Here is a 16,617-nt window from a genome sequence, read left to right as displayed (position 1 = left end):
CTTGCTGTCTGTGTGTGTCCCGTCAGCTTGCCTGGCTGGCGGAGCGACTCCGGCAGTCAGGCAAGCTCGCTCAACGTAGTCCGGTCAGGCGTCCGGTTCAGGCGGCCTGACGGCTGCTCTCGAACCAGTTCCACAGCGCCTGATGCTCGGGCTCCAGTTCCACCGCCAGGCCCCCTGTGAACGCGCGCCATGCAGGCAGGTAGGTATGAGACACAACAGTCAGTACCGGGTAGCCTTTATCGATCAAGGCCAGGATTTCGTCGTTAAAACCTTGACCATCGGCTTCCATAATTCCAAAACGATTCACAATCACCAGATCGGCATGACTGTCCAGCGCCTGTCGTAGCACTTCGCTGGCGTGCAGCAAGGCGCCAATATCCAGGCGACAGGCGCTGGATTCGGTTCCCAGATTCTGAGTGATGGGGTAGAGGGTGCCTTTGTCCAGATCCTGCACGGTGCGCAGGCTGTGATCTCCCTTCTGGATAGCGGGGCCTTGCACCAGGCCGTAGACACGGTAATGTTGAGCGCGCAGCGCCTGTATGAATTCCAGCAGCAGGGCATCAGCACTGCCTTTGCCCGCATGTACGATGGCGGCAAGGGCAACGGGCGTAGAAGGGGTGTCCATCAGGGTTGAGCTCCGGTCTGCTTTTTGATTCATGGCATAAAGACTCTTTTTACACGCTTTCGGCAAAGGCTGGGAAGCGGCAAGTGAGATTGTGTTTTGGGTAATGCTTGGCCTATTTTGAGGGCACGCAGAGGGCGTCCATGTGTAATTGATACCCCGGGCTTCTCGCGTGACAGGCTGCAACCTGTCAGCCCACCGACACGTTTGCCATCTTGCAGGTCAATCTGTCAGGGGAGAGTGAGTGGGATAATAGTCCGCCAGCCAGCCCTCAATCCTGCGGACAGGCGCGTGCCAGGTGCAATGCTTTAGATGAACAGGCAAAGGTCGAGCAGTCTGTTTTGTTTTTGAGTCAGTTCCCCCACTCTCACAGGCAGAAGTCCGGTTCCATGAGACAATTCATGCACTTTTAGTGATGGATGGGATATTCGATTGGACAAGACTTTTGTTAAGGGCCTGGTGCTCCTGGAAGCCCTGGCCAAGCACGAACGAGGCTCAGGCGTGACCGAGCTGGCCAATCAACTGATGCTCAATAAAAGCAATGTGCATCGTTTGCTGCAGGCGCTGGTTCATCAAGGCTTTGCGCGCAAGAACGAAGACACCGGACGCTATGAGCTGACTATGAAGCTCTGGGAGCTGGGCTCGGGCCTGGCCAACCGGCTGGATGTGCGGACGGAGGCCTTGCCCTTCATGAAAGAGCTGGCCGAGCAGACTCAGGAAACCGTCCACCTCTCGCTGCTCGATGGGGTAGAGGTGCTGTATATCGAAAAGATGGACAGTCCGCAGCCGGTGCGAGCCTACACCACCGTGGGCGGACGCTCGCCTGCGCAGTGCGTGGCCACGGGCAAGGCTCTGCTGGCCTGGGCCAGTGAAGACACGCTCAATCTTCTCAAGAACCGCCTCAAGCCCTATACCCCCCGTAGCCTGGTCAAGTTTGGTGATCTGCGTCGCGAGCTGGAGCAGGTGCGCGAGCAAGGGTTTGCACTCAATCGTGGCGAATGGCGTGAACAGGTCGTGGGCGCGGCCGCGCCTATTTACGATAGCCGTGGAATGGTGGTGGCGGCTTTGGGGATTTCCGGGCCTGCGGAACGGCTGGAGGAGGCCCGCTTGGTGCAGGCCGGTAAAACACTGGTGACGGCCGCCGCGCAGATCTCGCGCCGATTAGGGTATAGCGGTCGCTAAACCGCTGTAGCGGATAGGTTCCGGGCTGGATGAAGCAGCCCGGCTTTGAGCGGTTGTCACAGTTTGGAGCTTGCCCCAGTTTTTTGGGACAGTTCAATTCAAACCAAAGAACTCAAGACGTCGCGGCCTGCCTGAAGGCCGCAATTCTTTGTTTGATACCGGGTGCGGACGCAGAGCGCACCAAGGCCGCCATATCCCGATCAACCTGTTGTGGGCAGCCGGTTAACTGATGCAGATAGGTGCGACTGGTTGCGTCCAGCAAGCCTGCTGTCTGTTGCGCCTGCTCGATGACAGCAGGCCATGTGTCAGGCTCTTGTATCCCTTCAATAAAACCCAGTTGCTCTGCTTTGGCAGCATCAAACACCTGGCTGCCTGCCAGGAGCTGATGAGCCTGCTGGCCGCCAATCAAGGCCGCCAGTCTGCCGGCTCCCAGTGCCAGGCCAAATTGCAGTCCAGGCATGCGAAAACGAGCATCCGCGCTGGCGACGCGTTGACGGCAGACCGCAATCAAATCCACGCCTGCCCCAAAGTTTTGCCCATGCGCCAGGGCCAAGGTGGCGCATGGTGTGTGAGCCAGCAGCTGCAGAAGGGTTTCGATGCGGATAAATCGCAGTACCAGATCCCCTTCGCTTTGCTGCTCGTAGTCGCTGAAGTCAAAACCCGCACTGAAGTTGCGGCCTTCCCCGCGCAGAATCAATAAATCGGCCTGGGCCTGTTCTGCGGCCTGCACGGCCGCGATCAAGGCTTCTACCAGCTCGGCTGACAAGGCATTGCGCTTGTCAGGCCGGTTCAGTGTCAGGGTCCAGACTTTATCCTGGCAGTCCACGTTCAGGCTGGGGCTGCTGCTGCCGTACCGCGCGGTCATGGGGTGACTCCGTGCAGGATGCTGTCGTTGTGCTCGCCCAGCGCGGGTGGTGCCAGACGGACGGGCAAGCCCACCCCATTGATACGCAGGGGCGAGACAAAGGTGCGGGTTTCGATATCCGTACCCGGCAGGCGGATGTTTTGCACCCATTGCATGTGCTCGACTTGCGGGTCGCGCAAGACGTCGGAATAGCGGTTGATGGGGCTGCACGGTACGCCCTGGGCACGGAATTGAGCCAGCCAGTGTTCGGAGTCGTGTTGCGCAAAAATGGCTTCCAGCAGTTCACGCAAGGCATCTTGATGTTTGGCGCGCAAGGTGGTGCTGGTAAAACGCTCGTCCTCGGTCAGATCAGGGCGTTCAACGACCTGACAGACAGATCGCCATAGTGCATCGTTGCCCGCTGCCATGGCGAAGTAACCGCCTTTGCACTGGAATGCCTGATAGGGAGCATTGCGTGGGTGAGCGGAGCCCAGCTTGTCCGGATCGCGGCCGCTGCCAAAATATTCCGAGGTTTGCAGCGCAGCGATGGCCAGCGTAGTACCCAGCATGGGGACGTCGATATGCGCGCCCTGACCGGTGGCGCGTGCTTGCGGCAGGGCGGCGCTGATGGCAAAAGCGGCATATAAACCGGCAGCAAAGTCTGCCAGCGGCACACCACACTTGACCGGGGCGCCGCCGGCTTCGCCCGTTACGCTCATCACGCCGCTCATGGCCTGGATGGTCAGGTCAAAGCCGCCTTCCTGCGAGCGCGGACCGCTTTGCCCGTAGGCCGAAATCGAGCAATACAGCAGCCTGGGATTCAGGGCCTTCAGGCTTTCATAATCCAGCCCTAAACGCTGCATGACGCCGGGCCGGTTGTTCTCCAGCAAGACGTCGGCATCCAGTACCAGCTGGCGTGCCTTGGCCACATCATCGGGGTTTTTCAGATCCAGCGTTACTGAACGCTTGTTGCGGTTTAGCGAAGCAAAGTTCTCGCTATAGCCCTGGTTGATGGGTGGCCAGCTTCGCAGGGTGTCACCCCCGTTGGGGTGCTCGATCTTGATGACGTCGGCTCCCATATCGGCCAATAACATACCGCAGTACGGGCCAGCGGCCACATTGCAAAATTCCAGTATCCGAACCCCGTTCAGGGGCAATGTCGTATCCATGAATCAGCTCCAGAGCGTGACAGGTAAAGGGGGGGCCGACCCGGCCTTAAGCGTTGACATCAACCACGATGCGGCCGCGTACCTTGCCTTCCAGTAGCTGACCGGCCTGATCAATGGCTTGGGAAAGCGTGATGGTGCTGGCACCGATGCGCTCCAGGGCTTCAATAGACAAATGCTTGGCCAGCAAGTCCCAAGCCGCCAAACGCTCGGGTTTGGGGCAATGCACGCTATCCACACCAATCAACTGCACGCCGCGCAGAATGAAGGGGGCCACGGAAGCAGGGAAGTCCATGCCTTGAGCCAGACCACAAGCGGCCACGGCGCCCAAGTACTGCGTGCCCGCGCACACATTGGCCAGGGTGTGGCTGCCCACGCTGTCGATGGCACCGGCCCAGCGTTCTTTGCCAAGCGGCTTGCCGGGTTCGCTCAAGGTGTTGCGGTCCACAATTTCGCTGGCGCCCAGCGCCTTCAGATAGCTTTCTTCTTGAGGGCGGCCCGTGCTGGCCATCACGGTGTAGCCCAGGGCATGGAGCAGGGCTACGCTGACACTGCCTACGCCACCCGCGGCTCCCGTAACCAGAATCGGGCCCTTGTCGGGCGTGACGCCCTGGCGCTGCAAGGCACGTACGCACAGGGCGGCGGTGTAGCCCGCGGTACCAATCATCATGGCTTGCTGGGTGGAGAAGGCTTCGGGCAGGGGGATCAGCCAATCGCCCTTGACGCGTGCCTGCTGGGCCAGGCCACCCCAATGCACTTCACCCAGGCCCCAGCCGTTAAGCACTACCTTCTGGCCGGGCTTGAAATTCGGGTCGCTGCTGTCAGTGACGGTACCGGCGAAGTCGATGCCGGGCACCATGGGGAACTGACGCACTACCGGCGATTTGCCCGTCATGGCCAAACCGTCTTTGAAGTTCAGGGTGGAGTAGTCGATGCGAACCGTGACCTGGCCTTCGGGCAGGGCGGACTCGTCCAGGGTTTGCAGGCTGGCTTTGTATTGGCCGTCGGTTTTGTCGATGACAATGGCAGAGAACATGAATGAATTCCTTCGATCAGTTAAGAGTTGTGTTCTGATATTTGGAACAGCGTTCTTCAAAATGACATAAAAAAAGCAGTATTTTCATTTTATCCAGAAGCGCGTTGCGGTCAAGCCTAAAGCACCAGGATCAACAGACTGGGGAAATCCCGAGGGGGATTAATAGTTGACACTTGAAATCAAATCTCCCTATATTTGAGCCGTTGTCCTCAGTTGCTTGTGTTGTTGCTGTCTGTTGTATTCAAGCCGTTTACGCGGCATTTTTAATATCAAAAACAAGAACAGCGTTCTATATATTGGAACAAAAGAGGGTTGCTCCCTCACACAGGAGGCAAGGATCATGTCCAGTTCTTTTTTTTCGCCCACCGGGTTGCTACGTACTTTGCTGGTCTCGGGGCTGGCTGCAGTCAGCAGTTTTTCTGTACCGGCGGCCAGTGCGGCTGACGCCTACCCCAGCCGTGAAGTGACCTTTGTGGTTCCTTATCCCCCCGGCGGCAACAGTGACAACCTGGCGCGAGTATTTGCCGACCGCCTGCGCGTCAAGCTGGGCGTGCCTGTCGTTATTGAGAACCGACCCGGCGGCACCACTTCGCTGGGAACGTCGATGGTGGGGCGCGCCAAACCTGATGGCTATACCTTGTTGCTGGCGACCAGCACGGCCTTTACCGTGTTGCCCTATATACGCGATGTGCCTTATGACCCGGTAAAAGGTTTTGAGTTTGTCGGCAGTCTGGCTGGCTATCTTCCCATCATGACGGTACGCAATGACCTGCCCGTCTCCAACCTGAAAGAGTTTGTGGAACTGGCGCGCAAAGAGCCCGGCACCCTGACCTATGGCTCGGCCGGTATTGCGTCTGGAGGCCACTTGGCAGGAGAGATTCTGGAAAATGCCCAGAAGCTGGACCTGCTGCACGTCCCCTTCAAAGGCTCGGCAGATACCATGACGGCCCTCATGGGCAATCACATTGACTTCTTTATCGATGGGGTGGGGCTGGAGCTGGTGAAAAGTGGCAAGGCCAAAGCCTTGGTGACGTACGCCAGCGTGCGTCATCCAGAACTGCCGGACGTGCCCACTCCTCAGGAAGCGGGCTTTGATCTGGCCTTGCCTTTTGAGGGGTTCTGGGGACTGGCGGTACCGGCAGGCACACCTGACGATGTCATGAACAAGCTGGCCAAGGCCGCCGAAGAAATTCTGGCCGAACCGCAAACGCAGGAACGCTTCCACCGTATCAGTGTCAGCGCCAGCTGGAAAGATGGCGATGCCTATGCGAAGGATCTGGAAAAGAGCCGGGCTTATTACAGCGAGCTGCTCAAGACTATCAAGATGAGCGATAACTAAACGCTCACGGAACCACCAACAGGAGACAAACGTGATGGAAACCGTCACTTGCGCCAGCACGCTGGACGCTTTGCTGGACCCGGCATCCATAGCTTTGGTCGGCGCCTCGGAAGATCAGTCCAAGTTTGGCGGGCGACTGTTTCGCATGCTGCTCAAGCACGGGTATGGCGGCAAGGTCCTGCCCATCAATCCCAGTCGCAGCAGTCTGTTTGGTTTGCCCGCTGTGCCCGGTCTGGCTGCGCTGGACAGCGCCCCGGATCTGGCCGTGTTTACGGTGGGGGCCGATACCGTTCTGGAGCAGGCGCAGATGGCGGCTCAAATGGGAGTGCGTGGTCTGCTGGTGATCTCGGCGGGCTTTGCTGATGCAGGTGAGCGCGGGCTGGAGCGCGAGCAGGCGCTGCTGCGCATTTGCCGGGAGTCGGGCATGCGTCTGATCGGACCCAACTGCCTGGGCATGATCAGCCCCAGCCGCAAGCTGGTGTTGTGTTCGTCGCCGGTGCTGGACAGGGATAGCCTGCCCGAGCGTCCGATTGGTTTTGTCAGTCAAAGCGGTGCCTTGATGACCACCTACTTTGATCGTGCATGGGCGATGGGCGGCGGCTTTACCTATGGCTTCTCGGTAGGTAACCAGGCAGATCTGGACCTGTGCGACTTTGTGGATTTCTTGATTGATGATCCCAAGACGCAGGTGATCTGTACCTATATCGAAGGCATCAAGGATGCACAGGCCTTGCGCCGTACGGCTCGCCGGGCGCAGGCCGCGGGCAAGCCCTGGCTGGCCGTCAAGGCCGGGCGCTCCAGTGCGGGCAAGGCAGCCGCCTTTTCGCATACCGCCAGTGTCGCCGGGGACCATGATGTGTTTGCCAGTGTCTGCCGCGATGAAGGCATCAGCCTGATGGACGATATGGGAGCCATGCTTCTGTTGGCAAACAGCATGGTGCGCTTTACCAGCAACACGATTTCCAAAGTTGCGATTGTGACGCCCTCGGGCGGCGGCGGAGCCCTGGCCGCAGATGCCTTGGCAGAGCAGGGCGTGGAGCTGTCCGGCTTTTCTGCTTCTACCCAGCATGCCTTGGCTGTCCACTACCCGGCCGGGCAGGCGGATAACCCGGTGGATCTGGGCGCCCGTCTGACCCAGGATTGCACCGAAGTGGCCCGCGCCACTTTGGATGCCCTGATGCAGGATCAGCAAAGCGATGCGGTATTGATTACGGCCTCCATGTGTCCGCAGGAATGGATGGCGGCTCTGATTGAAAAAATCATCCATCCCGAACCGCACTGGGCCAAGCCCGTCATGGTGGCGTTTGATGCCGGTGCAACATCCGAGCCTTTGCGGCAGAAGCTGGCCCAGCACGGCCATGCGTATGCCAGCTCCAGTCTGGAGGCGGCCCTGGCCTTGTCAGCCTGGAAACGTCATGGGCAGTTCGTGCCGCGTCAGGTAGCGATGCGCCCCAGTGCCTGCCAGGCTCCTAGTGTGATGCCGCGTGGTGTTCTTAATGAAGATCAGTCCAAACGATTGCTGGCGCATTACGGCTTGCCGGTGAATCTGGGCCAGGTATGTGAGGACGTGGAACAGGCCGTGGCGCAGGCCGAGCAGATGGGTTACCCGGTGGTGATGAAGATTGTCTCTCCCGACATTGTTCATAAAACCGAAGCGGGCGGGGTGGCGCTGGATGTGGCCGACGAGGCTGGCTTGCGACGGGATTTTGCCCGGCTCTACGCGAATGCCAAAGCCTATAAGGCGGATGCCCGTCTGGAAGGTGTTTTGGTGCAGGCCATGGCCAAAGGCGATGTGGAGCTGTTGATTGGAGCACGTCAGGATGCGCAGTTTGGTCCGGTGGTGGTGTTTGGGGCGGGCGGCATTTTGGTGGAAATGCTCTCGGATCGGGTGATTGCCGCCGCTCCTTTGACTCTGGCTGATGCGGATCGACTCTTGTCTACTTTGATGATCGACAAGCTGTTGCAGGGATACCGGGGGCGCATGCTGGATCGGGCCGGGGTGCTCGATGCGATTGTGCGTGTCAGCTTCCTGGCTCACGACCTGCGCGACACCGAGTTTGAACTGGATATCAACCCATTGATCGTGGCGGCCACCCGTTGTCACGCCGTCGATGCCCGCCTGTCCATAGGCGCATAAAACCAAGATCGATTCTTTTAAAAATACCCAGGAGGAGTAAACCATGTCGGATTATCAGTGCATTCTTGTCGAAAACCACGATGACGGTGTGTCCATCTTTACGATCAATCGTCCTGATCGCCGCAATGCCTTGAGCGCCACGGTGGTCAAGGAGCTGCAGCAGGCGTTTTTGGTTTTTGATGAGGACCCCACACGTCGTGTAGCCGTGCTGACCGGGGCAGGTAATGACGCTTTTTCTGCCGGTGCCGATATTAATGAGTGGCCCGAGTTGTGGCGTGCCATCCCCACGGTAGGATTTGAAACCGACAAGCCCATTATTGCGGCTGTCAGTGGCTGGTGCGTGGGTGGGGCCCTGGTGATGGCGATGATGACGGATTTGTTGGTGGCCTCCGAGAGCGCCAAGTTCTCCTACCCGGAAGCCAAGCTGGGTTTTACGGGCGGCATTATCTCCGGCCTGGCCTCGCGCATTCCGCATCATGCCGCCATGGAAGTGATCCTGTTGTGCCGCACCTTGGAAGCCCGTCGTGCTTATGATCTGGGTTTTGCCAATGAGGTGGTGCCGGTCGGTGAGCAAGTTCAGGCAGCCGTGCGCATGGCTCAGGATCTGGCCAAGATGTCGCCCCGTGTTTTGCAGACCCTCAAGCGCTTTATCAATAATGAGGTGCTGACTCGGGGGCCGTCCGAGCAAATGGCGCGCACCATGCGCCAACTGAAGGCGATCGAGGATAGTTATGATGCCAAGGAAGGGATGAACGCGTTCAAGGAAAAACGTGCCCCGGTGTATCTGAACAAATAAGAACTGATTCACGAATTGGGCCGCAAGGCCCAGGCAACTATGGAGACATCCCCTTATGCACCCCCGTTTTGAGCGCTTTATCCAAGGGATGAATGAATTGACCGCCCGCCCCGCCGTCGGCGAGGAGGATATCTTGCGTGAGGGCCGCGTCCTGCTGGGCGAACTGGTGGCCCAGGACGATTGGCTGGCCCCGGAATACACCCAGCCCCATCCACAGTTCTATCAACAGTACTTGCTGTATTGCTGTCCACAGGAGCGCTTTTCCGTGGTCAGTTTTGTGTGGGGCCCCGGCCAGAAAACGCCCATCCACGACCATACTGTGTGGGGCTTGATTGGCATGTTGCGTGGTGCCGAACGATCCCGGCCTTTTGACCGTGATCCTCAGACCGGCCAGATGACAGAAGAAGATACGCAGATTCTGGAGCCGGGCGTGGTGGAAGTGGTGTCACCCACGGTGGGCGATATACACGAGGTCTCCAATGTCTATGATGACCAGGTGTCCATCAGCATTCACGTTTATGGCGCGGATATCGGCAAGGTACGCCGCCATGTGTTTGATCCGCAGACCGGGCAGGCCAAGGAGTTCGTCTCCGGGTATGCCAACCGGCCTGCAGTGGTCTGATTTACGCGATGTCCTTGGGCAGGTGGCCGATGCGTGCGCCAATAATCATTTCCTGAATCCAGCGATACAGCAGCACAGAGTAATTGCGCTGGGCGACTTTTTCGTCCAGCGCATGGTTGCTTTCCTTGAGCACACGATGAGTCACCTGCCTAAACACGAACAGTTGACAAGGTGTATGGCGAAAGAGGAATTAGCGGGCCGGATCAGACGCTGGCCTGGGGGGCCTGCGTAACGTCAATCCACTGGGCGCGGGTCAGCTCGGCCAGGCGTTGGGGGGTAATGCGTACAGCAGAGTTGATCGAACCGGCCGCAGGCAATACGGTATCGAAGTCCTGCAAGGACAGGTCGCAGTAGATATCGAGCGCCGTAGCCAGACCAAAGGGGCATACCCCGCCCACCGGATGGCCCGTCAGGGCTTCAGTGCTGGCCAGATCCAGCATTTTGACGCGTGTGCCAAAAACGTTGCGCAGTTTCTTATTGTCCAGACGGGCGTCGCCCCGGGCGACCAGCAAAACCAGTTTATCGCCCGCTTTCAGACTGAGTGTCTTGGCGATCTGCCCGGGCTCGACCTGATGGACCTGCGCGGCCAGCGCGACTGTTGCCGTGCTTTCTGTGGTTTCAATAATCTGGATATCAGCAGCGTATTCGCTCAAGAACTGTTTGACGGAATCAAGACTCATGATGATCGGAACGAAATAGGATGTTTTGTTAAACTTTTTTGCTGGGGCCTAGTCTTAGCCAAGTGCATGTGTGTGTCAACCAGAGCGCCCTGGCGCTGCAAAACAGGAATGTAATTGTGATTAAACCCTTATTGTTGTCGGCCGGCTTGATGGCCTTCAGTTCCCTGGCCCTGGCACAGGCGCCTGCCGTGACGGTTTACCAAGACCCCAATTGCGGCTGTTGCGAGGGTTGGGCCCAGCACATGAGCGAGGCAGGCTTCGAGGTCAAATCCGTCAAGACCCAGGCCATGTGGCAGGTCAAGCAGCAACTTGGCGTACCAGCCGAGCTGGCTTCTTGCCATACTGCGGTGGTGGAACAGACTGGCCAGCGGGTGGAGGGCCATGTGCCGGCCCATGTCGTCAAACGGATGATGAGCGACGCCAGCATCCGTGGCCTGGCCGCACCGGGCATGCCTGCCAATTCGCCCGGAATGGGTGAGCTGGATGGCAACTTGATCACAGTCGATTTCAAGGGCCGGCCTTACTCGCGCGACTGATCGTAGTCAGTAAACGGGTGGCATGCAGATACACGAAACTACATTGAGAAACTTGTAAGCTGCTGCCGCTCTTGTCATGATGACCGTTCATTGACTCTGTTCAGGAGGTTCCATCTATGCAGCCCTCAGTTAAAGCTTTTCTCGCTGCTACCGCAGTCGCATTTGGCATGTACAGCCCTTTTGCGATGGCCCAGGGCAATGCGGCTCCGGCCAACTCGGCAGCCCCGGCGGCTACCCAGATTGTTAAACCTACGGATTCTCAACTGGAGCAGTATGCGCGCACCTATAAAAAGGTCGCCCAGACTGCTTCGGAATATCAGCCGCGTCTGGATGCGGCCAAAAGTGATGCAGAGCGTCAGGCCATCGTTCAGGAAGCCGACCAGCGTCTGGTTGGTGTTGTGACCTCCAATGGCATGGATCTGGCCGATTACAACGGTATCAGCCTGGCCATTCAGCAGGACCCTGCCTTGCGTCAACGCGTGGAAGGAATGCTGAAATAAGGTTGTTGATGCTCGGGTTTGGCAGAGCGCCGGGTGTCATTGTGTAGTGACCGTAGTGGGTAAATTTAAACCCCTGAGCCGTACCAGGCCCGGGGGTTTTTTGCGCACCTCTACGCGGGCAAGAGGCATGCCCTGTCCGGCTCAGCTCACAGCCTGACGCCTGGCCAAAGCGAGTGCCTAATCAAAGTCTGCCGGCGCGCGTGGAATAGGGACACCGGCATCAATGCGTTGGGCCCACTCTTGCAGGGGCAGGGCAGGAACAGGCTCCCAGATGCGGCGCAGCACGGGCTTAAGGAGCGCCATATTGTGGCCGCCGGCCCAGCGATAGGGGATCACGGGCAGCCAGGAGTCTGGAGCAATCCGTTCCGCCACCACAAAGCGAAAGCTGTATTGGCCTGGGCCCAGGCTCATGCGGACATCACTGACCACCAGAAGGTCGTCAATAATGTCATAGCGCAGCCAGTTATCCGAGAACCAGCGCAGTTGCTCCAATTGTGTCAAAGGAGGAAACAATTGGGTGTAGTCGCTGTTCAGGGGCAGGCAGAGTGATTCGTACCGGTGCCCTTTGGGCGCGCGCAGGTGATCGAGCAGCCCCACCACCACCTCACATTCCTGGTCTTGCGCATCGCGTACCAACACTCGCCAAAGCAGGATGTTCATGGGTTGCGCGGCGGAATATACCCGTTGGATGCTGACCCCTTGCTCTTTCAATTGTGCCGTGGCTTGATGTTCGGCCCAGAACTTGGCTCCCACCGAGGCGGCCAGATACACACTGCTCAATAGCAGGGCCCAGTTGCAGGCTCGCGGCGTGATGGCGGCAGGGCCTCGTATCAAGCCAATGAGTGTTGCGATCAGCAGGGGGGCGGTATAGAGCGGGTCAATAATGAAAATGCTGGACCAGGTGGCTGGAGTGGCCGGCAGGGGCCACAGTAACTGGGTGCCGTAACTGGTAAAGGCATCGAGCAGGGGATGGGTAATCAAACTTAGCCCGACGGCCAGCCCTAGTCGCCCTGCTGACACGCGCGCCTGTGCAAACAGCAGTTTCCACAGGATCGCGACCAGCAGGGTGGCCGCGCTCAGGACAAATAAAGAGTGCGAGAACCCCCGATGGCTGACCATGGCCGTAATCGGGTCGCCATATTGGATAAAGACATCCAGATCAGGCAGGGTGGCGATGATGGCACCGGACAGGACCGCCTTGCGACCATACTGACGCCCCAGAAGGGAGCCGCAAATGCTGGCGCCCAGAACGGCTTGTGTTACGGAATCCATAGCTCTCGTACGAAGAAAAACAGGGCCGGGGCCTGATGCGGCCTGCCGGCTTTAGCGTTATGATTTTAAAGTTGAATGCCCGGTCTTCCCTGTTTTTTTTGACAGGGCTCAAAGGCTCCAAGGGTATCAGTGGCGTATAGTGTACGATGGCCCGCGCTGTCCTACTGCCTGCGGGCCGCGCCATCGCTTCTATCCAGAGAATTCGTTTACCTATGTCTACCTACCTGATCGCGGCTTTATATAAGTTCGTGGAATTGCCCGATTTTGCCCAGATGCGTGATCCCCTGTTTGCCTTTTGTGAGCAGCACCAGGTCAAAGGCACGCTGTTGCTGGCACGCGAAGGAATTAACGGCACGATTGCCGGACCTGAGGAGGGTGTTCGTGCTGTCTTGGCGTACCTGAATTCGGATGCGCGCATTGCCGGTCTGGTCCATAAAGAGTCCTACGCCGACAAGGCCCCGTTTTATCGCCTCAAGGTCAAGCTCAAGAAAGAGATCGTCACGCTGGGTGTGCCGGATTTGAAAACGGCCGAGATGGTGGGTGAGTACGTCGCCCCCGAAAACTGGAACGCCCTGATCAGCGATCCGGATGTGGTGGTCGTGGACACGCGTAATGATTACGAAGTGGGCATCGGGACGTTTAGCCGGGCCATCAATCCCAAAACCCAGAGCTTTACGGAGTTTCCGCAGTGGGTTGCCGAACAGTCCAAGGAAGGTGGCGTTTTACACGGCAAGCCCCGTGTGGCCATGTTCTGTACGGGCGGTATCCGCTGTGAGAAATCCACCGCTTTCATGCGCTCGCAGGGTTTTGAACAGGTCTATCACTTGCAAGGTGGTATTCTGAAGTATCTGGAAGAAATTCCGGCAGAGGAAAGCCTGTGGGATGGCGACTGCTTTGTGTTTGACGAGCGTGTGTCGGTTCGGCATGGGCTGGAGCCGGGTGATTACGATTTTTGCCGCGCCTGCCGCATGCCCATCAGTGAAGAGGAAAAGCAGTCAGCCCAATTTGAAGAGGGCGTCAGTTGCCCTTACTGTCACGGCCACAGCTCGCCCGAACAGATCGAGCGGTTTCGGGAGCGCCAGAAGCAGGTGGCTCTGGCTCGCGAACGCGAAGAGCGCCATATCGGCGTCAGCATGGATGAATTGGCAGAGCGCCGCGAAGCCGCCCGTCGCAAGGCCGAGGAGCAGCGCCTGCTGGCCCAGCAGGGCAAGGACCTCTAGCCTGTATCGGGCTGCTGTGTTACCTCTATCAGCTTGATTCTGGCCTTGGGCTGTTAACAAGTCGCCCTTCTTCCCTGGAAGGGCGACTTGTACACGCACCATCGCGCTAAGTCCGCGCTCATGCGCGGCTTTCCATCGGTATCGAGCATGTCCTTATCTGATTTACCCATTTTGTATTCTTTTCGCCGCTGCCCCTACGCCATGCGCGCACGGCTGGCGATTGCGGCCAGCGGCGTGTCTTGCCAGTTGCGCGAGGTCGTGCTGCGCGACAAACCGGACGCCCTGCGTCTGGCCTCTCCCAAAGCAACCGTGCCTGTGCTGGTCCTGCCTGATGGCAGGGTGATTGATGAAAGCCTGGATATCATGCGCTGGGCCTTGGCGATTCACGATCCCTGCCATTATTTACAGCCCGGACAGGGTCTGCACGAGCAGATGGAGGCCTTGATTGCTGCCAACGACGGCCCGTTCAAGAAGCATCTGGACTGTTATAAGTACCCGGATCGTCATACGGATGATGAGCAGTTCACGGAGGCGACGCGTTTCTCGGCCCTGCATCGGGCGCAAGCCAGTGAAATACTGATGGGCCTTAATGCCCGTATCGAGCAAGAGGGCTATCTGGTGGGTAAGACGCCTTGTCTGGCTGATCTGGCCATTGCCCCTTTTGTGCGGCAATTCGCTCAGGTGGATCGAGCCTGGTTCGACGCTCAGCCGTGGGCAGCCTTGTCGAGCTGGCTCGTGAATTTTCAATCCAGCGCTTTGTTTGCGAGCATCATGGGCAAGTATCCCGCTTGGACGCCGGACAGCGAAATGGTGCTTTTTCCGGCAGGCTGACTGCCTGCCTGACTCACTCTGTTTGGCAGTCCCTGCGGCCTTGTACTTGATGACTGCGTGGCTTAACACCTCGCCGGGCTCTTCTGCGTGGGTTTCGAGGCTTAATGACGAGTGAAAAGCAAAGCGACCCGCACGGCGAGGCAACTGCGACCACTCCGGCATGGGCCAGTAAAAAATGCCGGTTTTCAAGGGAAAACCGGCCTTTCTTGTCGCTGCGAGCGGAATCAGACCGCAACGCTGGCGCGAGGTTCGCTGCTTTCTTGAGCTGGAATCTCCTGGCCACCTCGTTGATGGAGGGTGACGCTGGTATCGAGGGGGGGCAGTTCCCCATTCATGGCGCTGTTGAGCTGATCGGTATTCAGCTCTCCTTCCCAGCGGGCGACCACAATGGTGGCTACGGCATTGCCCACCAGATTAGTCAGGGCGCGGCACTCGGACATAAAGCGGTCAATACCCAGGATCAGAGTCATGCCGGCAATAGGCACCGCGGGCACCACGGACAAGGTGGCCGCCAGTGTAATGAAACCGGCGCCGGTCACGCCAGCCGCTCCTTTGGAACTGAGCATGGCGACCAGCAAGAGTAGCACCTGCTCTTGCAAGCTCAGGGGAATATCACAGGCCTGGGCAATGAACAGGGCAGCCATGGTCATGTAGATATTGGTCCCATCCAGATTGAAGGAATAGCCGGTAGGCACCACCAGGCCCACGACCGACTTGGCACACCCGGCCCGTTCCATTTTCTGCATCAGAGTGGGCAGAGCCGCTTCGGAGGAACTGGTGCCCAGTACGAGCAGCAGTTCTTCGCGGATGTAGCGGATCAGCTTGGTGATGGAAAATCCGTTGTAGCGGGCTACGGCCCCCAGAATGACCAGTACAAAAAGCACGGATGTCACGTAGAAGGTCACCACCAGCAGCGCCAGACTGGAGACCGACTCAATCCCATATTTGCCGATGGTAAAGGCAATGGCGCCGAAAGCGCCCACAGGGGCGGCCTTCATCAAGATGGCGACCAGCTTGAAGACCGGTGCCATCAAAGCCTGAAGGAACTTGAGCACTGGCTTGCCGTGGTCGCCCACGGCGGCCAGAGCGATGCCAAAGAGCACGGCCACGAACAGCACCTGCAAAATGTCACCCCCCGTAAAAGGGCTGATGAGGGTGGCCGGGATGATGTTCATCAAAAAGCCCGTCAGGGTGCTGTCATGGGCCTGCTGGACGTAGCCTTTGATGGCGCTGGAGTCCAGCGAGGCCGGGTCAATGTGCATTCCGTGGCCCGGTTGTACGATATTGCTCACCACCATGCCCACAATCAGGGCCAGGGTGGAGAAGGTCAGAAAGTAAATCATGGCCTTGCCGACCACCCGTCCCACCTTTTGAAGGTCCGTCATGGCGGCAATGCCGGTGGCGACCGTCAGGAAAATAACCGGTGCAATAATCATCTTGACCAGCTTGATGAATGCGTCGCCCAAGGGCTTCATGCTCTCGCCCAAGGACGGATAAAAATGACCCAGCAATATCCCGATGGTGATGGCGATGATGACCTGAACGTACAAAATTCGATACCACTTGATTTTGACAATCTGCGGTACCGGATGCTCTCCTGTGCTTATATCCATCATGATGTCGTCTCCGTGACTTGATGTAGCCGACCTGGCAGTCAGCTGGTGACCTGCTTGGAATTGTGTGTGGGCAGGCGGTTTACGCTCGCCGGAATCCGTGTTCCGGCCCATAAGCTCTTAGCTAAAGCAACATCCGTGCCAATCTGTTCGTAAACAGGAAGTCAGCAAATAAGCGGCTTGCGGGCAGGAGACTTCCCCGCTTTCTGTTTATGTGTGCG

17 protein-coding genes are annotated in these 16,617 nt (G+C 58.2%); 9 read left to right on the top strand and 8 right to left on the bottom strand.

The window, feature by feature from the left end; all coding sequences use genetic code 11:
- Positions 1–97: 97 nt before the first annotated feature.
- Positions 98–625, bottom strand: a complete 528-nt coding sequence (locus tag ACOZ42_RS13920) for a DUF2478 domain-containing protein (protein ID WP_051010430.1) — start codon at positions 623–625, stop codon at positions 98–100.
- 429 nt (positions 626–1,054) lie between these two features.
- Here ACOZ42_RS13920 and ACOZ42_RS13915 point away from each other — a divergent pair, with 429 nt between their 5' ends.
- Positions 1,055–1,804: an IclR family transcriptional regulator gene (locus ACOZ42_RS13915; protein WP_003801784.1), complete on the top strand. Its 750-nt coding sequence runs from the start codon at positions 1,055–1,057 to the stop codon at positions 1,802–1,804.
- A gap of 112 nt (positions 1,805–1,916) precedes the next feature.
- On the opposite strand, the gene ACOZ42_RS13910 is transcribed toward ACOZ42_RS13915, so the two are convergent.
- The 3 genes from ACOZ42_RS13910 to ACOZ42_RS13900 are packed head-to-tail and all read right to left on the bottom strand — an operon-like array spanning position 1,917 to position 4,850.
- Entirely contained in the window at positions 1,917–2,669 is a 753-nt protein-coding gene (locus tag ACOZ42_RS13910; RefSeq protein ID WP_426345276.1) for an enoyl-CoA hydratase/isomerase family protein, read from the bottom strand.
- Entirely contained in the window at positions 2,666–3,817 is a 1,152-nt protein-coding gene (locus ACOZ42_RS13905; RefSeq protein WP_426345275.1) for a CaiB/BaiF CoA transferase family protein, read from the bottom strand. Before ACOZ42_RS13905 ends, ACOZ42_RS13910 begins: the two co-directional genes overlap by 4 nt.
- Positions 3,818–3,863: 46 nt before the next feature.
- Positions 3,864–4,850: an MDR family oxidoreductase gene (locus ACOZ42_RS13900; RefSeq protein ID WP_059318276.1), complete on the bottom strand. Its 987-nt coding sequence runs from the start codon at positions 4,848–4,850 to the stop codon at positions 3,864–3,866.
- A 340-nt stretch (positions 4,851–5,190) separates the two neighbouring features.
- Here ACOZ42_RS13900 and ACOZ42_RS13895 point away from each other — a divergent pair, with 340 nt between their 5' ends.
- From ACOZ42_RS13895 to ACOZ42_RS13880, 4 genes are read left to right on the top strand one after another with little or no spacing between them, the layout of a single operon-like run.
- The gene (locus ACOZ42_RS13895) at positions 5,191–6,189 is read left to right on the top strand and encodes a Bug family tripartite tricarboxylate transporter substrate binding protein (protein WP_131070895.1); all 999 of its coding nucleotides are present in this window, start codon (positions 5,191–5,193) and stop codon (positions 6,187–6,189) included.
- A gap of 34 nt (positions 6,190–6,223) precedes the next feature.
- Positions 6,224–8,326 (top strand): acetate--CoA ligase family protein, encoded by a 2,103-nt coding sequence (locus tag ACOZ42_RS13890; RefSeq protein WP_059318278.1) that lies wholly within the window; start codon positions 6,224–6,226, stop codon positions 8,324–8,326.
- Between the two features lie 43 nt (positions 8,327–8,369).
- Entirely contained in the window at positions 8,370–9,122 is a 753-nt protein-coding gene (locus ACOZ42_RS13885; protein WP_003801770.1) for an enoyl-CoA hydratase/isomerase family protein, read from the top strand.
- A 55-nt stretch (positions 9,123–9,177) separates the two neighbouring features.
- Positions 9,178–9,744 (top strand): cysteine dioxygenase, encoded by a 567-nt coding sequence (locus ACOZ42_RS13880; protein ID WP_219235089.1) that lies wholly within the window; start codon positions 9,178–9,180, stop codon positions 9,742–9,744.
- Position 9,745: 1 nt separating this feature from the next.
- Here ACOZ42_RS13880 and ACOZ42_RS13875 read toward each other — a convergent pair whose 3' ends face one another.
- Complete coding sequence (locus ACOZ42_RS13875; RefSeq protein WP_275694118.1) at positions 9,746–9,877, bottom strand: hypothetical protein; 132 nt, start codon at positions 9,875–9,877, stop codon at positions 9,746–9,748.
- Between the two features lie 70 nt (positions 9,878–9,947).
- Positions 9,948–10,424 (bottom strand): YbaK/EbsC family protein, encoded by a 477-nt coding sequence (locus ACOZ42_RS13870; RefSeq protein ID WP_240209247.1) that lies wholly within the window; start codon positions 10,422–10,424, stop codon positions 9,948–9,950.
- Between the two features lie 116 nt (positions 10,425–10,540).
- Here ACOZ42_RS13870 and ACOZ42_RS13865 point away from each other — a divergent pair, with 116 nt between their 5' ends.
- Positions 10,541–10,960, top strand: coding sequence for a DUF411 domain-containing protein (locus ACOZ42_RS13865; RefSeq protein ID WP_131070888.1), 420 nt, complete (start codon positions 10,541–10,543; stop codon positions 10,958–10,960).
- A 116-nt stretch (positions 10,961–11,076) separates the two neighbouring features.
- Positions 11,077–11,460 (top strand): DUF4168 domain-containing protein, encoded by a 384-nt coding sequence (locus ACOZ42_RS13860; RefSeq protein WP_003805547.1) that lies wholly within the window; start codon positions 11,077–11,079, stop codon positions 11,458–11,460.
- Positions 11,461–11,637: 177 nt separating this feature from the next.
- On the opposite strand, the gene ACOZ42_RS13855 is transcribed toward ACOZ42_RS13860, so the two are convergent.
- Complete coding sequence (locus ACOZ42_RS13855) at positions 11,638–12,732, bottom strand: metal-dependent hydrolase (RefSeq protein ID WP_131070887.1); 1,095 nt, start codon at positions 12,730–12,732, stop codon at positions 11,638–11,640.
- Positions 12,733–12,944: 212 nt separating this feature from the next.
- Here ACOZ42_RS13855 and ACOZ42_RS13850 point away from each other — a divergent pair, with 212 nt between their 5' ends.
- Both ACOZ42_RS13850 and ACOZ42_RS13845 read left to right on the top strand, forming a co-directional pair.
- The gene (locus ACOZ42_RS13850; protein ID WP_003805543.1) at positions 12,945–13,952 is read left to right on the top strand and encodes a rhodanese-related sulfurtransferase; all 1,008 of its coding nucleotides are present in this window, start codon (positions 12,945–12,947) and stop codon (positions 13,950–13,952) included.
- 147 nt (positions 13,953–14,099) lie between these two features.
- A complete protein-coding gene (locus ACOZ42_RS13845; RefSeq protein ID WP_240209246.1) occupies positions 14,100–14,783 on the top strand; it encodes a glutathione S-transferase in 684 nt (227 codons plus the stop codon).
- A 224-nt stretch (positions 14,784–15,007) separates the two neighbouring features.
- Here the strand turns inward: ACOZ42_RS13845 and ACOZ42_RS13840 are convergent, their stop codons facing one another.
- Positions 15,008–16,399, bottom strand: a complete 1,392-nt coding sequence (locus ACOZ42_RS13840; protein WP_003805539.1) for a dicarboxylate/amino acid:cation symporter — start codon at positions 16,397–16,399, stop codon at positions 15,008–15,010.
- Positions 16,400–16,617: the final 218 nt, after the last annotated feature.

The organism is Alcaligenes sp. HNGD-HTN06 (assembly GCF_049932565.1).
Taxonomy (GTDB): Bacteria; Pseudomonadota; Gammaproteobacteria; order Burkholderiales; family Burkholderiaceae_B; genus Alcaligenes; species Alcaligenes ammonioxydans.
The sequence above is the reverse complement of the archived record's forward strand: the minus strand, read 5'-3'. Positions and strand labels throughout refer to the sequence as shown.

Excerpts from the sequence above, each read along its gene's own strand:
- ACOZ42_RS13920 (WP_051010430.1), bottom strand. The coding sequence starts at position 625 with ATGGACACCCCTTCTACGCCCGTTGCCCTTGCCGCCATCGTACATGCG.
- ACOZ42_RS13910 (WP_426345276.1), bottom strand. The coding sequence starts at position 2,669 with ATGACCGCGCGGTACGGCAGCAGCAGCCCCAGCCTGAACGTGGACTGC.
- ACOZ42_RS13905 (WP_426345275.1), bottom strand. The coding sequence starts at position 3,817 with ATGGATACGACATTGCCCCTGAACGGGGTTCGGATACTGGAATTTTGC.
- ACOZ42_RS13900 (WP_059318276.1), bottom strand. The coding sequence starts at position 4,850 with ATGTTCTCTGCCATTGTCATCGACAAAACCGACGGCCAATACAAAGCC.
- ACOZ42_RS13895 (WP_131070895.1), top strand. The coding sequence starts at position 5,191 with ATGTCCAGTTCTTTTTTTTCGCCCACCGGGTTGCTACGTACTTTGCTG.
- ACOZ42_RS13890 (WP_059318278.1), top strand. The coding sequence starts at position 6,224 with ATGGAAACCGTCACTTGCGCCAGCACGCTGGACGCTTTGCTGGACCCG.
- ACOZ42_RS13885 (WP_003801770.1), top strand. The coding sequence starts at position 8,370 with ATGTCGGATTATCAGTGCATTCTTGTCGAAAACCACGATGACGGTGTG.
- ACOZ42_RS13880 (WP_219235089.1), top strand. The coding sequence starts at position 9,178 with ATGCACCCCCGTTTTGAGCGCTTTATCCAAGGGATGAATGAATTGACC.
- ACOZ42_RS13870 (WP_240209247.1), bottom strand. The coding sequence starts at position 10,424 with ATGAGTCTTGATTCCGTCAAACAGTTCTTGAGCGAATACGCTGCTGAT.
- ACOZ42_RS13860 (WP_003805547.1), top strand. The coding sequence starts at position 11,077 with ATGCAGCCCTCAGTTAAAGCTTTTCTCGCTGCTACCGCAGTCGCATTT.
- ACOZ42_RS13855 (WP_131070887.1), bottom strand. The coding sequence starts at position 12,732 with ATGGATTCCGTAACACAAGCCGTTCTGGGCGCCAGCATTTGCGGCTCC.
- ACOZ42_RS13850 (WP_003805543.1), top strand. The coding sequence starts at position 12,945 with ATGTCTACCTACCTGATCGCGGCTTTATATAAGTTCGTGGAATTGCCC.
- ACOZ42_RS13845 (WP_240209246.1), top strand. The coding sequence starts at position 14,100 with ATGTCCTTATCTGATTTACCCATTTTGTATTCTTTTCGCCGCTGCCCC.
- ACOZ42_RS13840 (WP_003805539.1), bottom strand. The coding sequence starts at position 16,399 with ATGATGGATATAAGCACAGGAGAGCATCCGGTACCGCAGATTGTCAAA.